We start from the raw sequence: 19,570 nt of genomic DNA on the forward strand, positions 1-19,570 counted from the left end.
CGCATAAAAATAAATAGTGGGAGTACCTCTACATGCAAGCGACCAAGCCGACACACGTCCGCTATTTGATCCTGCTCATGCTGTTCTTGGTGACGACGATCAACTATGCCGACCGTGCCACCATCGCTATCGCAGGCTCCAGCCTGCAAAAAGACCTCGGCATCGATGCCGTTACCCTCGGTTATATCTTCTCCGCTTTCGGCTGGGCCTACGTGGCCGGGCAGATTCCTGGCGGCTGGCTGCTCGACCGTTTCGGGTCGAAGAAAATCTATGCCTTGAGCATTTTCACCTGGTCGCTGTTCACCGTGCTGCAAGGCTATGTCGGTGAGTTCGGCGTCTCCACGGCCGTGGTTGCACTGTTCATGCTGCGCTTTTTGGTAGGGCTGGCCGAAGCGCCGTCCTTCCCGGGCAACGCACGGATCGTCGCCGCCTGGTTCCCCACCGCGGAACGCGGCACCGCCTCGGCGATCTTCAACTCGGCGCAGTATTTCGCCACCGTGTTGTTCGCACCGCTGATGGGCTGGATCGTCTACCGTTTCGGCTGGCAGCACGTGTTCATCGTGATGGGCGTGATCGGCATCGTGTTCTCGCTGATCTGGCTGAAAGTGATCTACAGCCCGCGTCAGCACCCGATGATCAACGAGGCCGAGTTCAATCATATCGCCGCCAACGGCGCGATGGTCGACATGGACCAGGACAAGGGCAAGGAAAAGAAAGCCGACGGTCCGAAGTGGGACTACATCCGTCAACTGCTGACCAATCGCATGATGCTGGGCGTATACCTGGGCCAGTACTGCATCAACGGCATCACGTACTTCTTCCTGACCTGGTTCCCGGTGTACCTGGTGCAGGAACGCGGCATGACCATCCTCAAGGCCGGTTTCATCGCGTCCTTGCCAGCGATCTGCGGTTTTATCGGCGGTGTGCTGGGCGGGGTGATTTCCGACTACCTGCTGCGCAAGGGCCACTCGCTGACCTTCGCGCGCAAAGCGCCGATCATCGCCGGCCTGCTGGTGTCCAGCAGCATCGTGGCCTGCAACTACGTGGACATCGAATGGATGGTGGTGGGCTTCATGGCCCTGGCCTTCTTCGGTAAAGGCGTCGGGGCGCTGGGCTGGGCCGTGGTCTCCGACACCTCGCCAAAACAGATCGCCGGTTTGAGCGGTGGCTTGTTCAACACCTTTGGTAACCTGGCGTCGATCACGACCCCGATCGTCATCGGCTACATCATCAGCGCCACCGGTTCGTTCAAGTGGGCACTGGTGTTCGTCGGTTGCAACGCGTTGGTGGCGGTGTTCAGCTACCTGGTCATCGTTGGACCGATCAAGCGTGTGGTACTCAAGGAACCGACGGCCAAGGATGCCGGCATCTCCAGCCTGTCTGAAGCGAAATCCTGAAGGAGCGGCGTCAATGCAACTGATTGAACATGCCGATTCGCCGCGTTACATCCGCCTGCACGAGCGGGACAATGTGGTGATCGTCGTCAATGACCAGGGCGTACCGGCCGGGACCGAGTTCCCGGACGGCCTGGTTACCGTGGACTTTGTACCCCAGAGCCACAAGGTCACCCTGGAAGATATTCCCGAGGGCGGCGAGGTGATTCGCTATGGCCAGGTCATTGGCTACGCGTTGCAACCGATTCCCCGTGGCAGCTGGGTCAAGGAAGACCAGCTGCGCATGCCCACCGCGCCGCCGCTGGACAGCTTGCCGCTGTCTACCGATGTTCCGGTGGCCGATGCGCCGCTGGAGGGCTACACCTTCGAAGGCTATCGCAACGCCGACGGCACCGTCGGCACGCGTAATATCCTCGGCATCACCACCACGGTGCAGTGCGTGACCGGGGTGCTGGACCACGCGGTCAAGCGCATCAAGGATGAGCTGCTGCCCAAGTATCCGAACGTCGATGACGTGGTGGCGCTGACCCACAGCTACGGCTGTGGCGTGGCGATCACCGCCACCGATGCGTACATCCCGATCCGTACCGTGCGTAACCTGGCGCGCAACCCGAACCTGGGTGGCGAAGCGCTGGTGATCAGCCTGGGTTGCGAGAAATTGCAGGCCGGGCAGGTGATGCACGAAAACGACAGCTCGGTGGACCTCAGCGAGCCGTGGCTGTATCGCTTGCAGGATTCCAGTCACGGCTTCACCGAAATGATCGAGCAGATCATGGAATTGGCCGAGACCCGCCTGAAGAAACTCGACCAGCGCCGCCGCGAAACCGTGCCGGCGTCGGAGCTGATCCTGGGCATGCAGTGCGGCGGCAGTGATGCGTTCTCCGGCATCACCGCCAACCCGGCGCTGGGCTACGCCTCGGACTTGCTGCTGCGGGCGGGAGCGACGGTGATGTTTTCCGAAGTCACCGAAGTGCGCGATGCGATTTACCTGCTGACCTCCCGGGCGCAAACCCAGGAAGTCGCCCAGGAACTGGTGCGCGAAATGGACTGGTACGACCGTTACCTGGCCAAGGGCGAAGCCGATCGCAGTGCCAACACCACGCCGGGCAACAAGAAGGGCGGCTTGTCGAACATCGTCGAAAAATCCCTGGGCTCGATCGTCAAGTCTGGCAGCAGCGCGATCAATGGCGTGCTCGGCCCGGGCGAGCGGTTCAAGCAAAAGGGCCTGATCTTCTGCGCCACACCGGCCAGTGATTTTGTTTGCGGCACCTTGCAATTGGCGGCGGGGATGAACCTCCACGTCTTCACCACTGGCCGTGGCACGCCTTACGGCTTGGCCATGGCCCCGGTGGTGAAAGTCTCGACCCGCACCGAACTGGCCCAGCGCTGGCCGGACCTGATCGACATCGACGCCGGCCGCATCGCCACCGGACGGGCGACCATCGAAGAGTTGGGTTGGGAGCTGTTCCACTACTACCTGGACGTGGCCAGCGGCAAGAAGCAGACCTGGGCCGAGCGGCACAAACTGTACAACGACATCACGTTGTTCAATCCGGCGCCGATTACCTGATCTGTTGACCACTGAAGAACCAATGTGGGAGCGAGCTTGCTCGCGATGGCGGCGGCACATTCGATACCTGTGCAAGCTGAAACACCGCTATCGCGAGCAAGCTCGCTCCCACAGGGGATTTGTGATGAATGCAGGTTCTGTGTTCACCAAAAAAATAGGGACGCGAGCCTGCTCGCGATAGCACTTCACCAGACGCCAATGTCGCGAGTGGCTTATCATTAGCCACCTAACGACACCCTTCTCAAGGTCCCCGGCATGCTGGCAATTTTCCTCGAAACCCTGAACATCACCGCGCCGGTGTTTGCCATGCTGTTTCTGGGGGTGTTGCTCAAGCGTATCTATTGGATCAACGACAACTTCATCCACATCGCCTCGTCCCTGGTGTTCAACGTCACCATGCCGGCGCTGCTGTTCCTCGGCATCCTCCATGCCGACCTGCATGCGGCGTTGCAGCCAGACCTGCTGATCTACTTCTCCATCGCCACCCTGGTGAGTTTTTCCATGGCCTGGGGCTGGTCGATCTGGCGTTGTCCGCGGGAGGACCGCGGCATCTATACCCAAGGTGCGTTTCGCGGCAACAACGGTGTGATCGGCCTGGCGCTGGCGGCGAGTATGTACGGCGACTACGGGATTTCCCTAGGGGCGATCCTCGCAGCGTTGGTGATCCTGTTCTACAACACCTTGTCGACCATCGTCCTGGCGGTCTATAGCCCGGTGATCAAGTCCGATCCGTGGAGTATCTGCAAAAGCGTGGTCAGCAACCCGCTGATCATCAGCGTGTTTGTCGCCGCGCCGTTCGCCTATTGGCAGATCGGCCTGCCGAACTGGTTCGAGACCTCGGCCAAATACCTGTCGCAAATGACCTTGCCCCTGGCGCTGATCTGCATCGGCGGCACGCTGTCGCTGGCAGCGCTGCGCAAGAGCGGCAAGATGGCCCTGAGTTCGAGCCTGGTGAAAATGGTCGGCCTGCCGCTGGTGGCCACCCTCGGTGCCTGGCTCTGGGGCTTTCGCGGTGCGGAGTTGGGCATCCTGTTCTTGTATTTCGGCAGCCCCACCGCCGCCGCCAGTTACGTCATGGCCCGGGCGGCCGATGGCAACCATGAACTGGCCGCGGCGATCATCGTCATCACCACGTTGATGGCGGCGATTACCACCAACCTGGGGATTTTTGTGTTGCAGTGGGGTGGGTGGATCTAGGCTTGGATTTGTGCTGCTCTCTCGATCCATTCGCGAGCAAGCCCGCTCCCACATTTGACCGTATTCCCTTGGAAGAACTCGGTTAATGTGGGAGCGGGCTTGCTCGCGAAGAGGCCTGACCTGTCACTACAGGCCCCGGTACTTTACTCAGGTTTCTGATACGCCTCGATCACTTCCTGCGCCGCCCGAAACGCATCGATCGCCGCCGGCACGCCGGCATACCCCGCGCAATGCAGCAACGCCTCGCGAATCTCTTCCACTGTGCAACCGTTGTTCAGCGCGCCACGCACGTGGCCTTTCAATTCCTGCGGGCATTTGAGGGCGGTGAGGGCGGCGAGGGTGATCAGGCTGCGGGTTTTCAGCGGCAGGCCTTCGCGGCGCCAGACGCTGCCCCAGGCATGTTCGTTGACGAAGTCCTGCAACGGCTGGGTGAAGTCGGTGGCGTTGCCCAGGGCGCGGTCGACGAACGCGTCGCCCATGACCTGGCGACGCATGTCCAGGCCGGTCTTTGGAGTGTCGGTCATGGCAAATCCCTCTTGTGATGTTGGCGGCGCCAGGCGCGCAAGGAGGTGAACAGCAAAAACGCGAGCAAGGCCGGCAGCACATAAAACAGCATCAGCCGTTCCAGCTGGCCGGCCAAGGGCATGCCGGTGGTGAACGACACCACGTGCAGCCCGTAGGCCAGGTACAAGCCTAGAAACAGCAGGCCTTCGGCGCGGGTGACGCGATAGCCGGAATAAAACACCGGCAGGCACAGCACGGCCACGCCGAGCATGACCGGCAGGTCAAAGTCCAGGGCGTTGGGCGAGACCGAGAGTGGCGTTGGCGCGACGAGGGCCGTCACCCCCAGCACGCCCAGTAGGTTGAACAGGTTGCTGCCGATGACGTTGCCCACCGCGATGTCCCGTTGGCCCCGCAGGGCGGCGATCAGCGAGGTGGCGAGTTCCGGCAGCGAGGTGCTGATGGCGACGATGGTCAGGCCGATGACGCGTTCTGAAAGCCCGAGGTCCGTCGCCACTTCCACCGCCGCGCCCAGTAGCAGGTGCCCGGCAAAAATCAGCATCGCCAGGCCCAGCACGATCATCGACAGGCTCTTGAACCAGGTCATCTGGGCCGCGTCGACGCCCATCGGATGCGGTCGCCCCGAGTGGCGCGATTGGCGCAGCAACAGGCCCAGGTACACCGCCAGGGCGATGAGCAGCAGCACGCCGTCCAGTCGCGTCAGTTCTTCGTTCCAGGCCAGCACGAACACCAGCAGGGCGGCGCCGATCATCAGCGGGATGTCCAGGCGCACCAACTGACGCGAGACGCGCAGCGGAATGATCAGTGCCGACAGCCCGAGGGTGACGAGGATGTTGAAGATGCTGCTGCCGATCACGCTGCCCACGGCGATGTCGGCGTTCTGCGCCAGGGTCGCCTGCAGGCTGACCGCCATTTGCGGCGCGCTGCTGCCGACGGCGACGACACTCAGGCCGATGATCAGCGGCCGCACGTGCAAGCGTGCCGACAGGCCCACGGCGGCGCGCACCAGCAGCTCGGCGCCGGCGATCAGCAACAGCAGGCCACCAAGCAATTCGATCAGGCTGAGCAGCGGTAGGGCGGTGAGTAGGGAAATGGCCGGGCTCCGTCTATCAATCGTCGAGGGCTTGCACACGCACCCGTGCGGTGCCGCTGCGCAACATGCCCAGTTGCTCGGCGGCTTCGCGGGACACGTCGATCAAACGGCCTCGGGAGTATGGGCCACGGTCGTTGATGCGCACCACCACGCTGTTATTGTTGCCCAGGTTGGTGATTTTCACCCGAGTGCCGAACGGCAACTGGCGATGGGCGGCGGTCAGGCCGTGCTGGTTGAAACGCTCGCCGCTGGCGGTGCGCTTGCCATGGTGCCTGGCACCGTAATAAGAGGCGACGCCGGTCTGGTCGTAGCCGTGTGGGTCGACCGTCCCGCTCTGGCTGGCGCAACCGGCCAGCAAGGACAGCAGGGCGCAGGCGCCGAGGAGACGCTTCATGTAGGGTTTTCCAAATCCAATGTGGGAGCGAGCTTGCTCGCGAAGAGGCCATCACATTCAACATCGGTGTTGACTGTGATGCCGCTATCGCGAGCAAGCTCACTCCCACAGGGAATTGAGCCAGGCTGGAAGACTGGCTCCATGGTCATCAGCCTTCGAGCTTGCTTTTGAGCAGTTCGTTGACCTGTTGCGGGTTGGCCTTGCCCTTGGAGGCTTTCATGGCCTGGCCGACGAAGAAGCCGAACATCTTGCCGCGCTTGGCTTCGTCTGCCGCCCGGTACTGTTCGACCTGCTCGGCGTTGGCCGCGAGCATTTCATCGAGCACGGCGCTGATCGCACCGGTGTCGGTGACTTGCTTCAAGCCGCGCTTCTCGATGATCTCGTCGGCACTGCCTTCACCATTGGCCATGGCTTCGAACACCATCTTGGCGATCTTGCCGGAAATGGTGTTGTCCTTGATCCGCAGCAGCATGCCGCCCAGTTGCTCGGCCGAGACCGGCGATTCGTCGATTTCCAGGCCCTGCTTGTTCAGCAGGCTGCCCAACTCGACCATCACCCAGTTGGCCGCCAGCTTCGCATCGCCGCCGATGCTCACGACTTTCTCGAAGTAATCGGCCTGCTCGCGGCTGGTGGCCAGGACGTTGGCGTCATAGCTCGACAGCCCGAACTGCGCCTGGAAGCGCTCGCGTTTTTGTGGCGGCAGTTCCGGCAGGGTGGCGCGCACGTCATTGAGAAACGAGTCCTCGATGACCACCGGCAGCAGGTCCGGATCGGGGAAGTAACGGTAGTCGTTGGCTTCTTCCTTGCTGCGCATTGGACGGGTCTCGTCCTTGTTCGGATCGTACAGGCGAGTCTGCTGGATGACCTTGCCGCCGTCTTCGATCAGTTCGATCTGGCGCTGGATCTCGCTGTTGATCGCTTTCTCGATGAAGCGGAACGAGTTGACGTTCTTGATCTCGCAGCGGGTGCCGAACTCGACCTGGCCCTTGGGCCGGATCGACACGTTGCAGTCGCAGCGCAGCGAGCCTTCGGCCATGTTGCCGTCGCAGATGCCCAAGTAGCGCACCAGCGCATGGATCGCCTTGACGTAGGCCACGGCTTCCTTGGCGCTGCGCATGTCCGGTTCAGAGACGATTTCCAGCAGCGGCGTGCCGGCACGGTTCAGGTCGATGCCGGTGGCACCGTTGAACTCTTCGTGCAGGCTCTTGCCGGCGTCTTCCTCCAGGTGTGCACGGGTGATGCCGACGCGCTTGACCGTACCGTCTTCCAGGGCGATGTCCAGGTGGCCCTTGCCGACAATCGGCAGTTCCATCTGGCTGATCTGGTAGCCCTTGGGCAGGTCCGGGTAGAAGTAGTTCTTGCGGGCGAACACGTTGTGCTGGCCGATCTCGGCGTCGATCGCCAGGCCGAACATCACCGCCATGCGCACGGCTTCGGCGTTGAGCACCGGCAGCACGCCGGGCATGCCCAGGTCGACCAGGCTGGCCTGGGTGTTGGGCTCGGAGCCGAACGTGGTGGAACTACCGGAAAAGATTTTCGACCGGGTGGTGAGCTGGGTGTGTATCTCCAGCCCGATCACGACTTCCCATTGCATGTGTTTCTCCTCAGAAGCCGGTTGGGGTGCGGGTGTGCCAGTCAGTGTTCAACTGATACTGGTGGGCAACGTTCAACAGGCGGCCTTCCTGGAAATACGGCGCGAGTAACTGTACGCCTACCGGCAGGCCATCGACGAAACCGGCCGGCATGGACAGGCCCGGCAAACCGGCGAGGTTGGCGGTGATGGTGTAGACGTCTTCCAGGTACGCAGCGACCGGGTCGCTGTTCTTGGCGCCGAGTTTCCAGGCCGGGTTCGGCGTGGTCGGGCCGAGGATGATGTCGACCTCGTTGAAGGCGGCCATGAAATCGTTCTTCACCAGGCGGCGGATTTTCTGCGCCTTGAGGTAGTAGGCATCGTAGTAGCCGGCGGACAACGCGTAGGCGCCGACCATGATCCGGCGCTGTACTTCGGCACCGAAGCCTTCGCCACGGGAGCGTTTGTACAGGTCGATCAGGTTTTCCGGGTTCTCGCAGCGATGGCCGAAGCGCACGCCGTCGAAACGCGACAGGTTCGAGGAGGCCTCTGCTGGCGCGATCACGTAGTAGGCGGGGATCGCGTGCTGCATGTTCGGCAGGCTGATTTCCTTGATCACCGCCCCGAGCTTTTCCAGTTCCTTGATGCTGTTGTGGATCAGGTCGGCGATGCGCGGGTCCAGGCCGGCGCCGAAGTATTCCTTCGGCACGCCGATGCGCAGGCCCTGCAGCGAACCGTTGAGGCCGGCGCTGTAGTCCGGCACTGGCTCATCGATGCTGGTGGAATCGTTCGGGTCGAAGCCGGCCATGCCTTGCAGCAGGATCGCGCAGTCTTCAGCGGTGCGGGCCAGCGGGCCGCCCTGGTCGAGGCTCGAGGCGTAGGCGATCATGCCCCAGCGCGAGACGCGGCCATAGGTGGGCTTGAGGCCGGTGAGGTTGGTGAACGCCGCCGGCTGGCGAATCGAACCGCCGGTGTCGGTGGCGGTGGCAGCCGGCAACAGGCGCGCGGCCACGGCGGCGGCGGAACCGCCGGACGAACCGCCCGGTACGTGTTCCAGGTTCCACGGGTTCTTCACCGCGCCGTAGTAGCTCGACTCGTTGGCCGAACCCATGGCGAATTCGTCCATGTTGGTCTTGCCCAGGGTCACGGCGCCGGCGGCGGCCAGTTTGGCGACCACGGTGGCGTCGTACGGGGCCTTGAAGTTGTCGAGCATCTTCGAGCCGCAGCTGGTGCGGATGCCCAGGGTGCAGAACAGATCCTTGTGGGCAATCGGTGCGCCGAGCAAGGCGCCGTTCTCACCGTTGGCGCGACGGGCGTCGGCGGCCTTGGCCTGGCTCAGGGCCAGTTCCGGGGTGAGGCTGATGAAGCTGTTGAGCTGTGGGTCGAGCTGGGCGATACGCGCCAGCAAGACCTGGGTCAGCTCTTCGGAAGAAAACTTTTTATCGGCGAGTCCGCGGGCGATCTCGGCCAGGGTCATGTGATGCATGAGAGGCTCTTTCCCTTTAGTCGATGACTTTCGGAACCAGGTACAGGCCGTTTTCGACCGCTGGTGCGATGGACTGGTAGGCCTCGCGGTGATTGGACTCGGTCACGACGTCGGCGCGCAGGCGCTGGCTGGCTTCCAGTGGGTGAGCCAGTGGTTCGATACCGTCGGTGTTGACCGCCTGCATCTCGTCGACCAGCCCCAGAATGCTGTTCAGGGCAGAAGTAATGTGTGGAAGATCGGCTTCATTGAGGCCCAGACAGGCCAGATGAGCGATTTTTTCCACGTCGGAGCGTTCAAGCGCCATGGGATTCTCCAGTGGAAAACAAAACGGACGCAGTCTGTCCGTGTGTTAGATTGTCGGAACACTACCGCATTTCTACGGCCTTACGGCCGCGATTGTGGGGTTTGGTGCACAGAAAAGCGGCCAATTTAACATATTGGCGCCTTGCCCAAAATCCCTGTCGTTGTTAGAGTTTGCCGCACTTTTTTACCCACGCGTTGCCTAGGGTCCCTTTCCCATGTTCAAGAAACTGCGTGGCATGTTTTCCAGCGATCTCTCCATTGACCTGGGCACTGCCAACACCCTTATTTACGTGCGCGAGCGCGGTATCGTCCTGAATGAACCCTCGGTCGTGGCCATCCGTACCCACGGTAACCAGAAGAGCGTCGTGGCTGTCGGCACGGAAGCCAAGCGCATGCTGGGCCGTACGCCGGGCAACATTGCCGCCATTCGTCCGATGAAAGACGGCGTGATCGCCGACTTCAGCGTCTGCGAAAAGATGCTGCAGTACTTCATCAACAAGGTTCACGAAAACAGCTTCCTGCAGCCCAGCCCTCGGGTGCTGATCTGCGTTCCATGCAAATCCACCCAGGTGGAGCGTCGCGCCATCCGTGAATCGGCCCTTGGTGCCGGTGCCCGTGAAGTGTTCCTGATCGAAGAGCCGATGGCCGCTGCCATCGGTGCCGGCCTGCCGGTGGAAGAAGCACGCGGCTCGATGGTCGTCGACATCGGTGGCGGTACCACTGAAATCGCCCTGATCTCCCTGAACGGGGTGGTCTACGCCGAATCCGTACGTGTGGGCGGCGACCGTTTCGACGAAGCGATCATCACCTACGTGCGTCGCAACTACGGCAGCCTGATCGGCGAGTCCACCGCCGAGCGCATCAAGCAGGAAATCGGCACGGCCTACCCGGGCGGCGAAGTGCGTGAAGTCGACGTACGCGGCCGCAACCTGGCCGAAGGCGTTCCGCGGGCCTTCACCCTCAACTCCAACGAAGTGCTCGAAGCGCTGCAGGAGTCGCTGGCGACCATCGTGCAGGCGGTCAAGAGCGCCCTGGAGCAATCGCCGCCGGAACTGGCGTCGGACATCGCCGAGCGTGGCCTGGTGCTGACCGGTGGTGGCGCGCTGTTGCGTGACCTCGACAAGTTGCTGGCCCAGGAAACCGGCCTGCCGGTGATCGTTGCCGAAGACCCGCTGACCTGCGTTGCCCGCGGCGGTGGCCGTGCATTGGAAATGATGGACAAGCACACCATGGATCTGCTCTCCAGCGAATAAGTCTTGCTGAAGTGGTCTATGTTGTTCGCTCCCGGGCAGCACTTTGCAGTGCTGCCCGTTGGCGTTTATCTTCTGTCATTCGTATCCAGGCCGGTTTGATGCCGTATGAATAAAGAGAAACATTTGCCTGGGAGGAGCGGCCTATTAAACCGCTTTTCGCCAAAGGCCCCTCATTGGGTGTGCGCCTGTTGGTGCTGACCGTGCTATCGGTTGCGCTGATGGTGGTCGATGCCCGTTTCACGCTGCTCAAGCCCGTGCGCAGCCAGATGTCGCTGGTGTTGATGGAGTCCTACTGGATCACCGACCTGCCGCAGCGGCTGTGGCAGGGTGTGGCCAGCCAGTTTTGGCAGCCGGACCGAACTGGTCGCCGAAAACGAAAAACTCAAGACCGAGAACCTGCTGTTGCAGGGGCGCATGCAGAAGCTCGCGGCCCTCACCGAGCAGAACGTCCGGCTGCGTGAGTTGCTCAATTCTTCCGCGCTGGTCAACGAGAAGGTCGAAGTGGCCGAGTTGATCGGCATGGACCCCAACCCCTTCACCCACCGCATCATCATCAACAAGGGTGAGCGCGACGGTGTGGTCCTCGGCCAGCCGGTGCTCGACGCCCGGGGCCTGATGGGCCAGGTGGTGGAGCTGATGCCCTACACCTCCCGGGTATTGTTGCTGACCGACACCACCCACAGCATTCCGGTGCAGGTCAATCGCAACGGCTTGCGCGCGATTGCCAGCGGCACCGGCAACCCGGAGCGCCTGGAACTGCGGCATGTGGCCGACACCGCCGACATCAAGGAAGGCGACCTGCTGGTCAGCTCCGGCCTCGGCCAGCGCTTTCCGGCCGGTTATCCGGTGGCGACGGTCAAGGAAGTCATCCATGACTCCGGCCAGCCATTCGCCATCGTGCGCGCGGTGCCGACGGCCGCGTTGAACCGCAGCCGTTATCTGCTGTTGGTGTTCAGCGACACGCGGACGCCCGAGGAGCGCGCCAACGAAGCCGCGGCGGCCCAGGAAGCCCAGGACCGGCAAGGCGGCGAGTCGGCTGCCCCGGCTACCCCGGCGGCAGTTCCTGCCATCGTACCCAAGCCGCAAGTGGCTGCACCGGCCCCGGCAACTCCGGCCGTTCCAGCAACGGCGCCAGCGCCAACGGCCGCACCCGCCACGCCTGCTGCGAAACCTACCCGGTCGACGACTCATGCGCCGGCGTCTCAGCCGGCCCGGCCCGCAGCCAAACCACCTGTCTCCACGCCGGCCACCGCGCCAGCCACCAGGGGAGCACGAGAAGAATGAGCAGTACTCAATCCGGTAACGGTTGGATGGTCTGGCTGACCTTCGCCATCGGCCTGTTGCTCAGCGTGTCGCCGCTGCCGCAGTTCATGGAAATCCTGCGGCCGCTATGGCTGGCGCTGCTGTTGGCATTCTGGGCACTGGCGCTGCCGCACAAGGTCGGCATGGTCACCGCCTGGTGCCTGGGCCTGGCCGAGGATGTGCTCTATGGCACGCTGCTGGGGCAGAACGCGCTGATCCTGACGCTGATCACGTTCCTGGTGCTGTCGCTGCAACAACGCTTGCGGATGTTCCCCATGTGGCAACAATGCCTGGTGATCCTGGTGATTTTCGGCCTGGCGCAACTGGTGCAGTTGTGGCTCAGCGCGCTCACCGGCAATCGTCAGCCAACCCTGGCGCTGGTGCTGCCAGCCCTGGTCAGCGCCTTGCTCTGGCCGTGGGTCAGCTTCGGTTTGCGTGGCCTGCGCCTGCGTTTCAAAATCAACTGATTCGGTCAGGCATTGGCCTTGATAGGGAGAATGTCTTGATGAAACCGCTTTACCTCGCCTCCGGCTCACCGCGTCGACGTGAACTGCTCACGCAGATCGGCGTGCCTTTTACCGCCATCAGCGCGGACATCGATGAAACACCCCAGGATCACGAAACCCCTTCGGCCTATGTCGAGCGTTTGGCGCGCGGCAAGGCCGAGGCCGGGCGGCGCGCCATGCCGGCCGGCGTGGATGGTTGTGTGTTGGGTGCCGACACGGCCGTGGTGCTGGACGCAAAGATACTCGGCAAACCGCTGGACCAGGCCGACTCCCTGGCCATGCTCTTGAGCCTGTCCAACCGCGACCATGAAGTGTTGACCGCCATTGCGGTCCTGGACGGGCAACGTTGCGAATCCCGCGTCGTGCGCAGCCGGGTGCGTTTTCGTTTCATCACTGAACAAGAGGCGATCGCCTACTGGGCCAGCGGTGAACCCCGGGACAAGGCCGGTGGCTATGGCATCCAGGGGTTGGGTGCGGTGTTCGTCGCTGGGCTGGAAGGCAGTTATTCGGCCGTGGTTGGGCTGCCGCTGTGCGAAACCTTCGAGCTGCTGGGCCATTTCGGCATACCCTGTTGGCAAACCTTGAACGCGCGCTGAGCGCCGTCTGACTTGATGCGGCCATAATCGTGAACACGCCTGAACGAGACCCTGCCATGAGTGAAGAGATCCTGATCAACATCACGCCGATGGAATCGCGCGTGGCGGTGGTTGAAAACGGTGTGCTGCAAGAGGTCCATGTCGAGCGTACGCAAAAGCGTGGCATTGTCGGCAATATCTACAAGGGCAAGGTGGTGCGGGTGTTGCCGGGCATGCAGGCGGCCTTCGTCGACATCGGCCTGGACCGCGCGGCGTTCATTCATGCCTCGGAAATTTCCATGCGCGAAGGGCCGGCCGTGGAGAGCATCAGCGCGCTGGTCCATGAAGGCCAGAGCCTGGTGGTGCAGGTCACCAAGGACCCCATCGGCTCCAAGGGCGCGCGCCTGACCACGCAACTGTCGATCCCGTCGCGCTACCTGGTGTACATGCCACGCACCGCCCACGTCGGCATTTCCCTGAAGATCGAAGACGAAGCCGAACGCGAGCGCCTCAAGCAGGTGGTCAGCGATTGCGTGGAAAAAGAAGGCATCAAGGAAGCCGGTGGTTTCATCCTGCGCACGGCGGCCGAAGGGGCCGGGGCCGATGAGATCCTCATGGACATCCGTTACCTGCGAAGGCTGTGGGACCAGATCGCCGCGCAGATCAAGACCATCGCCACCCCCAGCGTGATTTACGAAGACCTGGGCCTGGCACTGCGCACGCTGCGGGACCTGGTCAGCCCCAAGATCGAGAAAATCCGCATCGACTCCCGGGAAACCTTCCAGAAGACCACTCAATTCGTCGCCGAGCTGATGCCGGAAATCGCCGATCGCCTTGAGCATTACCCGGGCGAGCGACCGATTTTCGACCTGTACGGCGTCGAGGACGAAATCCAGAAAGCCCTCGAGCGCAAGGTGCCGCTCAAATCCGGCGGTTACCTGGTGGTCGATCCGGCCGAGGCCATGAGCACCATCGACGTCAACACCGGGGCGTTCGTCGGCCATCGCAACCTCGAAGAAACCATCTTCAAGACCAACCTGGAAGCGGCCACGGCCATTGCCCGCCAACTGCGCCTGCGCAACCTGGGCGGGATCATCATCATCGACTTCATCGACATGGAGCATGAAGAGCACCAGCGCCAGGTGTTGCGGACCCTGGAAAAACAACTGGAGCGGGACCACGCCAAGACCAACATCATCGGCATCACCGAACTGGGCCTGGTGCAGATGACCCGCAAGCGCACCCGCGAAAGCCTCGAGCAAGTGTTGTGCGAGCCCTGCAGCAGTTGCCAGGGCCGGGGCAAGCTCAAGACCCCCGAAACCGTGTGTTACGAAATCTTCCGGGAAATTCTCCGGGAGGCACGCGCCTACCAGGCGACCGGCTATAGAGTGTTGGCCAACCAGAAAGTGGTGGACCGCCTGCTCGATGAAGAGTCAGGCAATGTCGCCGAGCTGGAGGCCTTTATCGGCCGTACGATTCGCTTCCAGGTGGAAACCATGTATTCCCAGGAACAATACGACGTGGTGTTGCTCTGAAGAGCTTGGGAAGCGGCGGGCCCGCGGATTTGATTTTCTTTGCCAGGGGAGCCCACTGACATGGAGCGTCTGACACGCATTTTGGCCGCGCTGACCCGCTGGGGGCTGGGCCTGTGCGCGCTCCTCCTGGTGCTGCTGGCCTTATACGTCAGCCTTGGTCGGGAGTTGGTCCCGCTGGTGGCCGAATATCGCGCCGAGGTCCAGACCCGGGCCGGCGAAGCCTTGGGCATGCCGGTGCACATCGGCAGCCTCGAGGGCAGCTGGAGCGCGTTGGCGCCGATACTGGCGGCGCGCGACGTGGTGGTCGGCGAGGGCGCCAACGCCTTGCACCTGGATCAGGTGCGGGCCGTGCCGGACTTGTGGGGCAGCCTGCTGGCGCGCCAGGTGCGCATTGCTCACCTGGAGCTCAGCGGGCTGAAGATCAGCCTCAAGGAGGGTGGCGATGGCAAGTGGGCCCTGGAAGGCCTGCCGGTGCAGGACGACCAGCCTCTGGATCCGCAGCAGTTGCTCGATCGCATGCAGGTGGTTTCCCGGCTGTCGGTACTCGACAGCCAGGTAACCTTGCAACCCCTTGAACAGCCACCGTTGACCCTGACCTACGTCGGCCTGAGCCTGCGCACCGGCGTCACGCGCCAACGCCTGGACGCACGCCTGACCCTGCCCGACGGCCAGCCCGTGGCGATCAACCTGCGCACCCGTATCCGCGCCAGCGATTGGAAGAACGGCCAGGCCGATGTCTACCTGAGCCTGCCGCAAAGCGACTGGGCCAAATGGTTGCCGAAACGCCTGACCCAGCAATGGAATTTCTCCCGGATCCAGGCCGGCGGTGAGTTCTGGCTCAGTTGGGGCGAGGGCGCGGTGCAAAGCGCGGCCATGCGATTGAACGCGCCGCAGCTCCAGGGCGCCTATGCCGAGCGCAAACCGGTGCAGATCCACAACCTGGCCCTCAACGCTTATTTCCAGCGCGGTAGCCAAGGGTTCACCGCGACGTTCGATTCCCTGGCGATGAGCCTCGGCGAGACGCGCTGGGAGTCGCGCCTGCAACTGCAACAGAGCAACGCCACCGAGACGGCTGAAGAGCGCTGGCATTTACAGGCCGATCGCCTCGACCTGACCCCGCTGACGCCCTTGCTCAATGCCCTGGCACCGCTGCCCGAAGGCGTCGCCACGACCATCGACCATCTCAAGGTGACGGGCGGCCTGCGCAACGTGCTGGTGGACTATCGACCGCAAAACAGCGGTGATCAAAAAATCAGCTTTGCCACGAATCTGGACACGGTGGGGTTCGATGCCTATCGCGGTGCGCCGGCGGCGCGCAATGTATCGGGCAGCCTGAGCGGCGACCTGGGTGGCGGTGAGCTGCGCATGGACAGCAAGGACTTTTCCCTGCACCTGGCCCCGATCTTCGCCAAGCCCTGGCAGTATCTGCAGGCCAACGCGCGGCTGACCTGGAAGCTGGACAAACAAGGTTTCACCCTCATCGCGCCGTATCTCAAGGTGCTGGGCGAGGAGGGCCGGATTGCTGGCGATTTCCTGATCCGCCTGCATTTCGACCACAGCCAGGAAGACTACATGGACCTGCGGGTCGGCCTGGTGGACGGTGATGGGCGCTACACCGCCAAGTATCTGCCCGCAGTCTTGAGCCCGGCGCTGGATGAGTGGCTGCGCACGGCAATCGTCAAGGGTGCGGTGGATGAGGGCTTTTTCCAGTACCAGGGCTCGCTGAACCACGGTGCTGAAGATGCGGCTCGCAGTATCAGCCTGTTTTTCAAGGTGCACGATGCCGAACTGGCGTTCCAGCCGGGCTGGCCGTCGGTCAGCAAAGTCAGTGGCGATGTCTTTGTCGAAGACAGCGGCGTGCGCATCTATGCCAGCCAGGGGCAATTGCTGGATACCCAGGTCAAGGACGTTGCGGTGAATATTCCCCATGTACCGAGCGGGCAGAGTTCCCATCTGCTGCTGGACGGCGGGTTCGTCGGAGGGCTGGGGGACGGTCTGAAAATTCTCCAGACGGCGCCGATTGGCACCGCCGAGACGTTCGCCGGCTGGGAGGGCGAGGGGAGTCTGCAAGGCAGCGTGAAGCTCGATATCCCGCTGGTCAAAGGCGAGCAGCCGAAGATCCTGGTGGATTTCGCCACTGATAAAGCCCGGCTCAAACTCAGCGAGCCGGCGCTGGAGCTGACCCAGCTCAAAGGCGACTTCCGTTTCGACAGCAACAAAGGGCTCAGCGGCAAGGGCATTACGGCTCGGGCCTTCGACCGGCCTGTCACGGCGCAGATTTTTGCCGAAGGCCGCGCCGGTGCGCTCAATACCCGGGTCGCTGCGTCTGGGCAGGTGGAGATCAACAAGCTCACCAGTTGGCTGAACGTCACCCAGCCGCTGCCCGTGTCCGGGGTGATTCCCTATCAGTTGCAAGTGATCCTCGACGGTGCCGACAGCCAGTTGTCGGTCAACTCCAGCCTCAAGGGCGTGGCGGTGGACCTGCCGGCGCCCTTCGGCATGGCCGCCGATGTGGGGCGCGACACGACGTTTCGCATGACCCTCCAAGGGCCGGAGCGCCGTTACTGGGTCGATTATGGCGACCTGGCCAGCTTCACTTACGCGGCGCCGGGCGGGAAGTTCGCCGACGGTCGTGGCGAGTTGTTGCTGGGGGATGGTGATGCTGTCTTGCCGGGCGGCAAGGGCCTGAGATTGCGCGGGACGCTTTCGGAACTGGACGTCGGCCCCTGGCAGGCACTGGTGAGCAAGTACGCCGGCCAGGACCCGGGCGGCAGCGCCAAGCAACTGCTCAGCAGCGCCGACCTGAAAATCGGCAAGCTCACGGCCATGGGCACGACCCTGGACCAGGCTTCGGTGCAACTTGATCGTAAGCCGGACGCCTGGGGCTTGCGACTCGACAGCCAGCAGGCCAAGGGCCGCGTCAGCTTGCCAGACGCCAAGACCGCCCCGATTGGTATCAAGCTTGACTATGTCCGCCTGCCGGCCGTGGACCCGACGGTCCAGACCGACGAGAACGCACCGGACCCGCTGGCATCGGTCGATCCCACTGCAATTGCGGCGATGGATATCGCCATCGACCAACTGTTCCAAGGCCCGGACCTGATCGGTGCCTGGTCGCTGAAAGTGCGTCCAACAGGCAAGGGCATCGCGCTGAACAACCTGGACCTGGGCCTCAAGGGCATGGTGTTGCAGGGCAACGGCGCCTGGGAGGGCGCGCCGGGTTCCACCAGCAGCTGGTACAAGGGCCGCATCGGTGGCAAGAACCTGGCCGACGTGCTCAAGGGCTGGGGCTATGCCCCGAGCGTGACCAGCCAGGAATTCCACCTGGATGTCGATGGTCGTTGGCCGGGTTCGCCAGCGTGGGTTGCGACCAAACGTTTTTCCGGCAGTCTCGATGCGTCGTTGAGCAAGGGCCAGTTCGTCGAGGTTGAAGGCAGCGCCCAGGCATTGCGGGTCTTTGGCCTGCTGAATTTCAACTCCATCGGCCGACGCCTGCGCCTGGACTTCTCCGACCTGTTCGGCAAGGGTTTGAGCTACGACCGGGTCAAGGGGCTGCTGGTGGCGAGCGATGGTATCTACGTCACCCGTGAACCCATCACCTTGACGGGACCGTCAAGCAACCTGGAGCTCAACGGGACATTGGACATGGTGGCCGACCGGGTCGACGCCAAGTTGCTGGTGACGCTGCCGGTGACCAACAACCTGCCGATTGCCGCCCTGATTGTCGGTGCGCCGGCGGTGGGTGGCGCACTGTTTTTGATCGACAAGTTGATCGGCGACCGCGTGGCGCGTTTCGCCAGCGTAAGATACGACGTCAAGGGACCGTGGAAAGAGCCGAAGATCACCTTCGACAAACCGTTCTAAAGGGCGATGACAATCCCCTGTGGGAGCGAGCTTGCTCGCGATGAGGCCGGTACATCTGACAATTAGGTTGACTGATACACCGCCATCGCGAGCAAGCTCGCTCCCACACAGGGCACCACCCAACACAGGAGAACTGCCATGCCAGTCGCAGTGATTCAAATGGTCAGCCAGAGCGATGTGCTCGCCAACCTGGCGCGTGCCCGTGTGCTGCTGGAACAGGCGGCCGCCGGCGGGGCCAGGCTGGTGGTGCTGCCTGAGAATTTCGCGGCCATGGGCCGGCGGGACATCGGTGACATCGGTCGTGCCGAAGCCTTTGGTCAGGGCCCGATCCTGCCCTGGTTGAAACAGGCCGCCCGCGACCTCAAGTTATGGATTGTGGCCGGTACCTTGCCGTTGCCGCCGGTGGACCGGCCCGAGGGCAAGGTCCATGCCTGTTCGTTGTTGATCGACGACCAGGGCCAGATCGTGGCGCGCTACGACAAGCTGCACCTGTTCGATGTGGACGTGGCGGACAATCGCGGGCGCTATCGCGAGTCTGATGACTATGCTTATGGCAGCCAGGTGGTGGTCGCCGATACACCCGCAGGGAAGGTTGGCCTGACGGTGTGTTATGACGTGCGTTTCCCGGAGCTGTACAGCGAATTGCGTGCGGCCGGCGCCGAGCTGATCACGGTGCCCTCGGCATTCACGGCGGTGACCGGCGCCGCTCATTGGGAGGTGCTGATTCGCGCCCGGGCCATCGAGACCCAGTGCTATGTGCTGGCGGCCGCCCAGGGCGGGATGCACCCAGGGCCACGGGAAACCTTTGGCCACGCCGCGATTGTCGATCCGTGGGGCCGTGTGCTGGCGCACCAGGATCAAGGCGAGGCCGTGCTGCTGGCCGAACGCGACAGCAGCGAACAGGCGTCCATCCGGGCGCGCATGCCGGTGGCCAGCCATCGGCGCTTTTTCTCGCAGGGCGCTTCACCGCGACCTGTCCAAGACGACGAATTCAAGGCGTAGAACA

At 62.8% G+C, this 19,570-nt stretch carries 15 protein-coding genes and 1 pseudogene; 10 read left to right on the forward strand and 6 right to left on the reverse strand.

Translation table 11 applies throughout. The features are described 5' to 3' along the window. Positions 1 to 32: 32 nt before the first annotated feature. From LOY70_RS04425 to LOY70_RS04435, 3 genes are all read left to right on the forward strand, one after another. Positions 33 to 1,397: an MFS transporter gene (locus tag LOY70_RS04425; RefSeq protein ID WP_265033717.1), complete on the forward strand. Its 1,365-nt coding sequence runs from the start codon at positions 33 to 35 to the stop codon at positions 1,395 to 1,397. Positions 1,398 to 1,410: 13 nt separating this feature from the next. Then, positions 1,411 to 2,964: a galactarate dehydratase gene (gene garD / locus LOY70_RS04430; protein WP_025211833.1), complete on the forward strand. Its 1,554-nt coding sequence runs from the start codon at positions 1,411 to 1,413 to the stop codon at positions 2,962 to 2,964. 255 nt (positions 2,965 to 3,219) lie between these two features. Next, positions 3,220 to 4,161: an AEC family transporter gene (locus LOY70_RS04435; protein ID WP_265033720.1), complete on the forward strand. Its 942-nt coding sequence runs from the start codon at positions 3,220 to 3,222 to the stop codon at positions 4,159 to 4,161. 143 nt (positions 4,162 to 4,304) lie between these two features. On the opposite strand, the gene LOY70_RS04440 is transcribed toward LOY70_RS04435, so the two are convergent. From LOY70_RS04440 to gatC, 6 genes are all read right to left on the reverse strand, one after another. Then, complete coding sequence (locus LOY70_RS04440) at positions 4,305 to 4,685, reverse strand: carboxymuconolactone decarboxylase family protein (protein WP_265033722.1); 381 nt, start codon at positions 4,683 to 4,685, stop codon at positions 4,305 to 4,307. Then, positions 4,682 to 5,743, reverse strand: a complete 1,062-nt coding sequence (locus tag LOY70_RS04445; protein WP_265037968.1) for a calcium/sodium antiporter — start codon at positions 5,741 to 5,743, stop codon at positions 4,682 to 4,684. Before LOY70_RS04445 ends, LOY70_RS04440 begins: the two co-directional genes overlap by 4 nt. A 49-nt stretch (positions 5,744 to 5,792) precedes the next feature. Next, positions 5,793 to 6,170, reverse strand: a complete 378-nt coding sequence (locus LOY70_RS04450; protein WP_265033724.1) for a septal ring lytic transglycosylase RlpA family protein — start codon at positions 6,168 to 6,170, stop codon at positions 5,793 to 5,795. Between the two features lie 148 nt (positions 6,171 to 6,318). Continuing rightward, complete coding sequence (gatB, locus tag LOY70_RS04455; protein ID WP_060739170.1) at positions 6,319 to 7,764, reverse strand: Asp-tRNA(Asn)/Glu-tRNA(Gln) amidotransferase subunit GatB; 1,446 nt, start codon at positions 7,762 to 7,764, stop codon at positions 6,319 to 6,321. A 10-nt stretch (positions 7,765 to 7,774) separates the two neighbouring features. Continuing rightward, positions 7,775 to 9,226 (reverse strand): Asp-tRNA(Asn)/Glu-tRNA(Gln) amidotransferase subunit GatA, encoded by a 1,452-nt coding sequence (gene gatA, locus LOY70_RS04460; RefSeq protein WP_265033727.1) that lies wholly within the window; start codon positions 9,224 to 9,226, stop codon positions 7,775 to 7,777. A 16-nt stretch (positions 9,227 to 9,242) separates the two neighbouring features. Next, complete coding sequence (gene gatC, locus LOY70_RS04465; protein ID WP_003197816.1) at positions 9,243 to 9,530, reverse strand: Asp-tRNA(Asn)/Glu-tRNA(Gln) amidotransferase subunit GatC; 288 nt, start codon at positions 9,528 to 9,530, stop codon at positions 9,243 to 9,245. 214 nt (positions 9,531 to 9,744) lie between these two features. Between gatC and mreB the strand changes: the two genes are divergently transcribed. The 7 genes and pseudogenes from mreB to LOY70_RS04500 all read left to right on the forward strand — a co-directional run bounded on the left by mreB (position 9,745) and on the right by LOY70_RS04500 (position 19,566). Beyond that, the gene (gene mreB / locus LOY70_RS04470; protein ID WP_002555108.1) at positions 9,745 to 10,782 is read left to right on the forward strand and encodes a rod shape-determining protein MreB; all 1,038 of its coding nucleotides are present in this window, start codon (positions 9,745 to 9,747) and stop codon (positions 10,780 to 10,782) included. A 179-nt stretch (positions 10,783 to 10,961) separates the two neighbouring features. Next, a pseudogene (mreC, locus tag LOY70_RS04475) lies at positions 10,962 to 12,066 on the forward strand (rod shape-determining protein MreC). Then, complete coding sequence (gene mreD, locus LOY70_RS04480; RefSeq protein WP_003197820.1) at positions 12,063 to 12,551, forward strand: rod shape-determining protein MreD; 489 nt, start codon at positions 12,063 to 12,065, stop codon at positions 12,549 to 12,551. The pseudogene mreC and the gene mreD overlap by 4 nt, the downstream one beginning before the upstream one ends. Before the next feature lie 38 nt (positions 12,552 to 12,589). Continuing rightward, positions 12,590 to 13,186, forward strand: coding sequence for a Maf family protein (locus LOY70_RS04485; RefSeq protein ID WP_265033739.1), 597 nt, complete (start codon positions 12,590 to 12,592; stop codon positions 13,184 to 13,186). 56 nt (positions 13,187 to 13,242) lie between these two features. Continuing rightward, positions 13,243 to 14,700: a ribonuclease G gene (gene rng, locus LOY70_RS04490; protein ID WP_025211842.1), complete on the forward strand. Its 1,458-nt coding sequence runs from the start codon at positions 13,243 to 13,245 to the stop codon at positions 14,698 to 14,700. Between the two features lie 60 nt (positions 14,701 to 14,760). Continuing rightward, positions 14,761 to 18,564, forward strand: a complete 3,804-nt coding sequence (locus tag LOY70_RS04495; RefSeq protein WP_265033741.1) for a YhdP family protein — start codon at positions 14,761 to 14,763, stop codon at positions 18,562 to 18,564. A 138-nt stretch (positions 18,565 to 18,702) separates the two neighbouring features. Further along, positions 18,703 to 19,566 carry a carbon-nitrogen hydrolase family protein gene (locus LOY70_RS04500; protein WP_265033743.1) on the forward strand — a complete coding sequence of 288 codons (864 nt, stop codon included), beginning with the start codon at positions 18,703 to 18,705 and terminating at the stop codon, positions 19,564 to 19,566. Positions 19,567 to 19,570 lie beyond the last annotated feature (4 nt).

Origin of the sequence: Pseudomonas sp. B21-054, from assembly GCF_026016345.1 — a bacterium.
GTDB lineage: Bacteria > Pseudomonadota > Gammaproteobacteria > Pseudomonadales > Pseudomonadaceae > Aquipseudomonas.

Excerpts from the sequence above, each read along its gene's own strand:
- LOY70_RS04485 (WP_265033739.1), top strand. The coding sequence starts at position 12,590 with ATGAAACCGCTTTACCTCGCCTCCGGCTCACCGCGTCGACGTGAACTG.
- LOY70_RS04495 (WP_265033741.1), top strand. The coding sequence starts at position 14,761 with ATGGAGCGTCTGACACGCATTTTGGCCGCGCTGACCCGCTGGGGGCTG.
- LOY70_RS04440 (WP_265033722.1), bottom strand. The coding sequence starts at position 4,685 with ATGACCGACACTCCAAAGACCGGCCTGGACATGCGTCGCCAGGTCATG.
- mreD (WP_003197820.1), top strand. The coding sequence starts at position 12,063 with ATGAGCAGTACTCAATCCGGTAACGGTTGGATGGTCTGGCTGACCTTC.
- LOY70_RS04450 (WP_265033724.1), bottom strand. The coding sequence starts at position 6,170 with ATGAAGCGTCTCCTCGGCGCCTGCGCCCTGCTGTCCTTGCTGGCCGGT.
- mreB (WP_002555108.1), top strand. The coding sequence starts at position 9,745 with ATGTTCAAGAAACTGCGTGGCATGTTTTCCAGCGATCTCTCCATTGAC.
- LOY70_RS04435 (WP_265033720.1), top strand. The coding sequence starts at position 3,220 with ATGCTGGCAATTTTCCTCGAAACCCTGAACATCACCGCGCCGGTGTTT.
- gatA (WP_265033727.1), bottom strand. The coding sequence starts at position 9,226 with ATGCATCACATGACCCTGGCCGAGATCGCCCGCGGACTCGCCGATAAA.
- LOY70_RS04500 (WP_265033743.1), top strand. The coding sequence starts at position 18,703 with ATGCCAGTCGCAGTGATTCAAATGGTCAGCCAGAGCGATGTGCTCGCC.
- gatC (WP_003197816.1), bottom strand. The coding sequence starts at position 9,530 with ATGGCGCTTGAACGCTCCGACGTGGAAAAAATCGCTCATCTGGCCTGT.
- gatB (WP_060739170.1), bottom strand. The coding sequence starts at position 7,764 with ATGCAATGGGAAGTCGTGATCGGGCTGGAGATACACACCCAGCTCACC.
- LOY70_RS04425 (WP_265033717.1), top strand. The coding sequence starts at position 33 with ATGCAAGCGACCAAGCCGACACACGTCCGCTATTTGATCCTGCTCATG.
- rng (WP_025211842.1), top strand. The coding sequence starts at position 13,243 with ATGAGTGAAGAGATCCTGATCAACATCACGCCGATGGAATCGCGCGTG.
- garD (WP_025211833.1), top strand. The coding sequence starts at position 1,411 with ATGCAACTGATTGAACATGCCGATTCGCCGCGTTACATCCGCCTGCAC.